Source organism: Calditrichota bacterium, assembly GCA_014359355.1.
In the GTDB taxonomy this organism is placed as follows: domain Bacteria; phylum Zhuqueibacterota; class Zhuqueibacteria; order JANLFK01; family Oleimicrobiaceae; genus Oleimicrobium.
The window spans coordinates 1-6781 of sequence record JACIZP010000334.1 but is presented as its reverse complement, the minus strand read 5'-3'; the positions used below and the strand labels follow the sequence as shown (position 1 = coordinate 6781).

Sequence of the window (6781 nt, the reverse complement as noted above, 5' to 3'; positions counted from 1 at the left end):
CCTCGGCCATCTGTTACAGATCAACGCGGACCGCTTCACCCCGGTGGACGCTGGGCTGATTCCGACCGGGGAGCTGCGCAGCGTGGAGGGGACGCCTTTCGATTTCCGTCAGCCAACTCCCATTGGTCAGCGCATCAACTGGGATGATGAACAGCTCCGCAATGGTCGGGGCTACGACCACAACTTCGTCCTGAACTCCGGCGGCGGCACGCTCGCCCTCGCGGCGACGGTGTACGAGCCCACCTCCGGACGTGTGATGGAAGTCCTCACCACCGAGCCCGGACTGCAGTTCTACAGCGGCAATTTCCTGGATGGGCACCACGTGGGGAAGAGTGGGAAAGCCTACGGTCACCGGAGCGGCTTCTGTCTCGAGGCCCAGCACTTCCCGGACTCTCCGAACAAGCCGTACTTCCCGTCCGTGGTGCTTCGGCCAGGCGAGACGTACCGTCAGGGCACAGTCTATCGCTTTTCCGCGCGGTAGAACAGCGGACGGGCAACGACCACGAAACCGGGCTGACGTTGAGGCGCGGTGCGGCGAGGCCGACGCCGCCCTGCCGCTACTCTTTCGGGTCGCGAAAGACGCCGGGTGGCCTCTCGCAGGCTTTCTCGATAAAACCCTGTGAGTCCGCATTGCGTGCGTTTCATCCTCTGTGCGGCTCCCTCCTTGAGCAGGAGACGGCTTAGTTTCGCCCAGGCGACACTCGCCCTCGTCCGACAGGGTGGGCAGGCAGTGGGGGCGCCTCTCGCCCGACCGAGCGCATCAGGCAAGATTGTCCTTGCACTCATGCTCTGGATTTGCTAAATTGGGCTCCCCGACTTGCGCTGTTCTTTTTCCACCATGAGGATGAAGCCCTTGCGCAGAAAGGAGCCCCGATGCGTGAGAACCGACGTGTGCGGCGAAGAATCCGCCTTGGAGCCCTCGTTCTCTTGTTTGCCATGGTGGGTGCCATGAACGCTCAAAAGCTCCCCGAGACCCCCGCCGAGCGGGATGCGCGCATGCACTGGTGGCGCGAAGCCCGCTTCGGCCTTTTCATCCACTGGGGCCTGTACGCCATCCCTGCCGGCGAATGGCAGGGCAACACCGAACATGGTGAATGGATCCTCCACACGGCCCAGATCCCGCTCGAGCAATACGAACAGTTCCTCCACCAATTCAATCCGGTCAAATTCGACGCCGACCAATGGGTGCGCCTGGCCAAAGAGGCGGGGATGAGGTACATCGTCATCACCAGCAAGCACCACGACGGCTTCTGCTTGTTCGATTCAAAGCACACCGACTATGACGTGATGTCGACGCCCTTCAAGCGCGACATCATGCGCGAGTTGGCGGAGGCATGTGCCAAGCACGGGCTGAAGATCTGCTGGTACCACTCCATCATGGACTGGCACCACCCCGACTATCTGCCCAGGCGGCCATGGGAAAAGCGCCCGGCGGCTGGTGCCGATTTTGCCCGATACCGCCAGTACCTGCACGGCCAGGTCACCGAACTTCTCACGAACTATGGTCCCATCGGCGTCATGTGGTTTGATGGCGAGTGGGAGGATACCTGGCGCCACGAGTACGGTGTGGAGCTGTACAATTTGTGCCGGAGGCTGCAGCCGCAGGTCATCGTCAACAACCGCGTGGATGTGGGGCGCGAAGGAATGGCCGGCCTCAACCGCGAGGGGGAATTCGTGGGCGACTTTGGCACGCCGGAGCAAGAGGTGCCGGCCACCGGCCTGCCGGGCGTGGACTGGGAGACCTGCATGACCATGAATCGCCATTGGGGCTACAACAAGTACGACCACGACTGGAAATCGGCCACGGAACTGATCTGCACGCTGGCGGACATTGCCTCGAAGGGCGGCAATTTCCTCCTCAACGTGGGCCCCACGCCGGAAGGAGAATTTCCTAAGCCATGCGTCGAGCGCCTCAAAGCCATCGGCAGGTGGATGCACGTGAACGGCGAGGCCATCTACGGCACGCAGGCAAGCCCCTTCGCGATCTTGCCATGGGGCCGCTGCACGCAAAAAGCGCTGACTGGCAAGCGCACTCGCCTCTACCTGCACGTGTTTGACTGGCCGCGCGACGGCAGCCTCACGGTTCCAGGAATTCTCAACAGGCCGCACAAGGCTTTCCTCCTCGCCGACCCGCGCAAGGCCCTCAAAGTGATGCGCAAGGAGGACGCGCTGGTCATTCGGGTGCCGGCGCAAGCACCGGACAGCGTCAACTCGGTGGTGGTGCTGGACGTCTACGGCCCGCCTCAAGTGGTTCGCCCCCCGCTCATCGAGGCAGAGAACGACATCTTTGTTGACTCCCTGGCCGTGCGCATCACTTCCCCGCTGCAAGGGCTGGAGGTGCGCTATACCACCGACGGCAGCGAGCCTACCGCCCGCTCGCCGCTGGCCACAGGCCCCCTGCGGTTGGCTGCCACAACCTCCGTGAAAGCTCGGTGCTTTCGGGGCAAAAAACCACTTTCCGCGGTCAGCCAGGCCGACTTTTTGAAAGTCCCTCCCATTCCGGCAGCCCAGGTCGCTGGCCTTGCGCACGGGCTGCGCTACGAGTTCTACCACGGGGTGTGGGACGTGCTGCCTGACTTTGACTCGCTGCCACCCGCCAAATCGGGCACGGTGTCTACCTTCGACTTTGCGCCGCGCGACACCAGCGAGCACTTTGGCTTCCGCTACACCGGCTTCGTGAGCGTCCCCAAGGACGGCGTGTACCGATTCTTCACCGTCTCTGATGACGGCAGTCGCCTCTTCGTCGCCGGACAACAGGTAGTAGACAACGACGGGCTGCATGGCGCGCTGGAGCGCAGCGGGGCAATCCCCTTAGCGGCAGGCTTCCACCCTATCACGGTCACCTTTTTCGAAAGGACGGGCGGCGACGTGTTAGAGGTCCTGTGGGCTGGGCCAGGAATTGACAAACAGCCCATTCCCGCCGAGGCCCTGTTTCATCGTCCTTGACCAAAGGCACTCCAAGGAGCAGCCGTGAACCTCATCATTTGCAACATCGGCTCCACCAGCCTAAAGTTCCAACTGTTGGAGATGCCGGCGGAGATCGAGCGGGCGCGCGGCCACGTGGAGCGCATCGGTTCCTCGGAGGCTACGCTCACCTTCTGGGTGGGCGGCGCGCAGGTGGCACGCAATACTGCCGCGATTGCCAGCCACCGCGAGGCCGTACAACAGGCCCTCAACTTTCTCACTGGCCCACCACACCACGTGCTCACCAGCCTGGCCCAGATCGACGGCGTGGGGTTCAAGACGGTGCAGGCCGGGGAGCTGAGTGGCTCGGTACTCCTCACGGATCAAGTTCTCCAGGCCATGGAGGACTTTGCCGAGCTCGCACCGGCACACAATCCGCCCTATCTGGCGGCCATCCGTATGTTCCGGGAGCTGTTGCCGGCAACACCGCTGGTGGGCGTGTTCGAGCCTGGTTTCCACACGTCAGCTCCAGACTATGCCAAAGTCTACGGCGCGCCCTACGAGTGGTTCGCGAAATATGGCGTGCGGCGCTATGGCTACCATGGTGCCTCGCACCGTTTTGTCGCCCAGGAGACAGTGAGGGTGCTCAAGCTCCCTCCGGACCGACATCGCATCATCTCCTGCCATCTCGGCGGCTCATCCTCCCTGTGCGCCATCAAGAACGGCGTGTCCATCGATACCTCCATGGGCTTCACGCCGCAATCGGGACTGATCCAGGGGACGCGCATCGGTGACATGGACCCCTTCGTGCTGCCGTACATCATGAAGAAAAAGGGCATCACCTTAGAGCAGGCGCTGCAGGAATGCACCAAGAACGGAGGGCTGAAAGGGCTGTCCGGGCTTTCGGAGGACATGCGCGATATCAAGGCGGCCATCGCCCGCGGCGACCAGCGGGCCCTACTGGCGAGGAACAAGTTCATCTACGACATCAAGCGCTACATCGGCGAATACCTGGTACTTCTGGAAGGGGTGGATGCCATCGCCTTCGCCGGCGGCATTGGTCAGAGCGATGCCGAGCTCCGCGCCGAGGTGCTGGCCTCGTTGGCATTTCTGGGCATGAAGGTGGACCATGAGCGCAACCAATCCCATGCGCCGATCATCTCGGCTGACGATTCGCGCATTGCGGCGCTGGTAGTGCGCACCAATGAAGAGCTGGTGGTGGCGCGCGAGACCATGCGGGTGATCCAGTCGAAAGGCCAGTGAAGCAGCGACGGGGGAATGAACTCAGGCAAAAGGAGAGCGAGACACAATGGCGGTGACAAATGACTTTCCGCAGGTTGCCCCGCACAATCGGCTGCGCGGGGCGCTACCCAAGATAGGTATCAGCCCGGTGATCGACGGCCGCCGACAGGGCGTGCGTGAGTCCCTGGAGGCACAGACCATGCAGATGGCGCGCAATGCCGCGCGTCTGCTCACCGAGAACCTGCGCCATGCCAACGGCCTGCCGGTGGAGTGCGTTATTGCCGATACCTGCATCGGCGGGGTGGCCGAAGCGGCTGCTGTCGCGGAAAAGTTCGCCCGCGAGGGTGTGGGCGTGTCGCTCACGGTCACCCCCTGCTGGTGCTACGGCACCGAGGTGATGGACACCGACCCCTTGACGCCAAAGGCAGTCTGGGGACTCAACGGCACCGAGCGACCCGGGGCGGTCTACTTGGCAGCGGCCTTGGCCGGCTACAACCAGTTGGGCCTGCCTGCGTTTGCCATCTATGGCCGCGATGTACAAGACGCCGACGATACCCGAATCCCAGACGATGTGGCAGACAAGCTCCTGCGCTTTGCCAAGGCAGGGCTGGCCGTGGCCACCATGCGTGGCACCTCCTACGTGGCGATGGGCGGTGTGTCCATGGGCATCGCCGGTTCCATCGTCGACCCGGGCTTCCTGTTACACTACCTGGGGATGCGCTATGAGCACGTGGACATGAGCGAGTTCGTCCGTCGGCTAGAGGAAAAGATCTTCGATCCCGAGGAGTTCCCGCGCGCTTTGAGCTGGGTCAAAAAGTACTGTCAAGAAGGTGAGGACCCCAACCCGCCCGAGCGGCAGCACAGCCGGGCGCGCAAGGACTGGGAATGGGAGACCGTGGTCAAGATGACAATGATTGCCCGGGACCTCATGGCGGGCAACCCTCGCTTGGCGGAGTTGGGCTACGGAGAAGAGGCGCTCGGCCACAATGCCCTGCTTGCCGGATTCCAGGGGCAAAGGCAGTGGACCGACCACTTTCCCAATGGCGACTTTTTGGAGGCAATGCTCAACTCCTCGTTCGACTGGAACGGCATTCGCCAGCCCTACCTTGTCGCCACCGAGAACGATTGCCTGAACGGCGTGGCGATGCTCTTTGGCCATCTACTCACGGACACGGCGCAGATCTTCGCCGACGTGCGCACCTACTGGAGTCCGGCGGCAGTACGGAGGGTGACAGGCAAGAAACTCAGCGGCCGCGCCGAGAACGGTATCATTCACCTCATCAATTCTGGGTCCGCCTGCTTGGACGGCTGCGGCCAGCAGCGGCGCGGCGGTAAACCGGCGATCAAACCCTTCTGGGAAATCACCCCGGGAGAGGCCAAGGCATGTTTGGAGGCGACGCGCTGGTGCCCGGCAGATCTGGGTTACTTCCGAGGCGGTGGCTTCTCCTCACAGTTCCTCACCGTGGGCGAGATGCCGGTGACCATGTCCCGCGTGAACTTGGTGAGCGGCTTGGGCCCGGTCCTGCAGATTGCCGAGGGCTACACCGTGGACCTGCCCTTAGAGGTACACCGTACCTTAGATCGCAGGACCAATCCCACTTGGCCCACTACCTGGTTCGTGCCCGTGCTCACTGGCGAAGGACCTTTCACCGACGTCTACTCGGTGATGGCCAACTGGGGAGCCAACCACGGCGCCGTCAGCTATGGGCACATCGGCGACCGCCTCATCACACTGGCCGCCATGCTGCGCATTCCGGTGGCAATGCACAATGTGCCGCGCGAGCGCATCTTCAGGCCCACCGCCTGGGGAGCCTTTGGCACCAAGGACCTGGAGGGAGCTGACTTCCGCGCCTGCAAGAACTTTGGACCGCTCTACGGCCGGTGATTGCCAACCACGGACGAGGCAAAGACCATGGCAGCGCGGAAATACTTGGCCTTCGACTTTGGCGCAGAAAGCGGCCGGGCAATGCTGGGACTGGTCGACGAGGGCTCGATCCAGCTTGCAGAACTGCACCGTTTTGCCAATCGGCAGGTGACGCGCGACGGGCACTTGCACTGGGATATGGCCTATTTGCGCGGCGAGCTCGAGCGCGGGCTTGCTGCGGCTGCTGCAGCCGGACACAAGGACCTCGCCGGCATCGGGGTCGACACCTGGGGCGTGGACTTTGGCCTGTTAGACGCTGAGGATCGCCTATTGGGCGATCCGTACGCCTACCGCGACAGCCGGACCGCTGGCGTGATGGAAGAGGTGTTCGCCACAATCCCGCGCGAAGAGCTGTACCGGCTCACCGGCATCCAGTTCATGCAGTTCAACTCCCTGTTTCAGTTGGTGTGTACGGCACGCAGGGAGCCTGAGGTTTTGTCCCAGGCCCGCACGCTCCTCTTCATGCCGGACCTATTCAACTTCTTCATGACCGGCGAAAAGAGCTGCGAGTACACCATAGCCTCCACTTCGCAAATGCTCAACGCGCGCACGCGCACCTGGGAGGCGGTGCTCTTCTCTCGCCTTGGGCTGCCCCGCGAGATTGTCTTGCCACTGACTGCTCCCGGCACCCGCCTGGCGCCGCTGTCTGCGCAGGTGGCAGCCCGCGTCGGCTTGCCTCGCGTGGAGGTCATCGCCCCGGCCTGCCATGAC

At 63.0% G+C, this 6781-nt stretch carries 5 protein-coding genes; all 5 read left to right on the top strand.

Going from position 1 to position 6781, the window contains the following annotated elements; genetic code table 11:
• Positions 1-481 (top strand): galactose-1-epimerase (locus tag H5U38_14230; GenBank protein MBC7188177.1); only part of this gene is annotated, 481 nt, incomplete at its 5' end.
• A 392-nt stretch (positions 482-873) separates the two neighbouring features.
• The gene (locus H5U38_14225; GenBank protein ID MBC7188176.1) at positions 874-2946 is read left to right on the top strand and encodes an alpha-L-fucosidase; all 2073 of its coding nucleotides are present in this window, start codon (positions 874-876) and stop codon (positions 2944-2946) included.
• 24 nt (positions 2947-2970) lie between these two features.
• A complete protein-coding gene (locus tag H5U38_14220) occupies positions 2971-4167 on the top strand; it encodes an acetate/propionate family kinase (protein ID MBC7188175.1) in 1197 nt (398 codons plus the stop codon).
• 46 nt (positions 4168-4213) lie between these two features.
• Complete coding sequence (locus H5U38_14215; protein MBC7188174.1) at positions 4214-6031, top strand: L-fucose isomerase; 1818 nt, start codon at positions 4214-4216, stop codon at positions 6029-6031.
• Between the two features lie 27 nt (positions 6032-6058).
• On the top strand, positions 6059-6781 hold a 723-nt coding region (locus H5U38_14210; protein ID MBC7188173.1), incomplete at its 3' end, for a rhamnulokinase.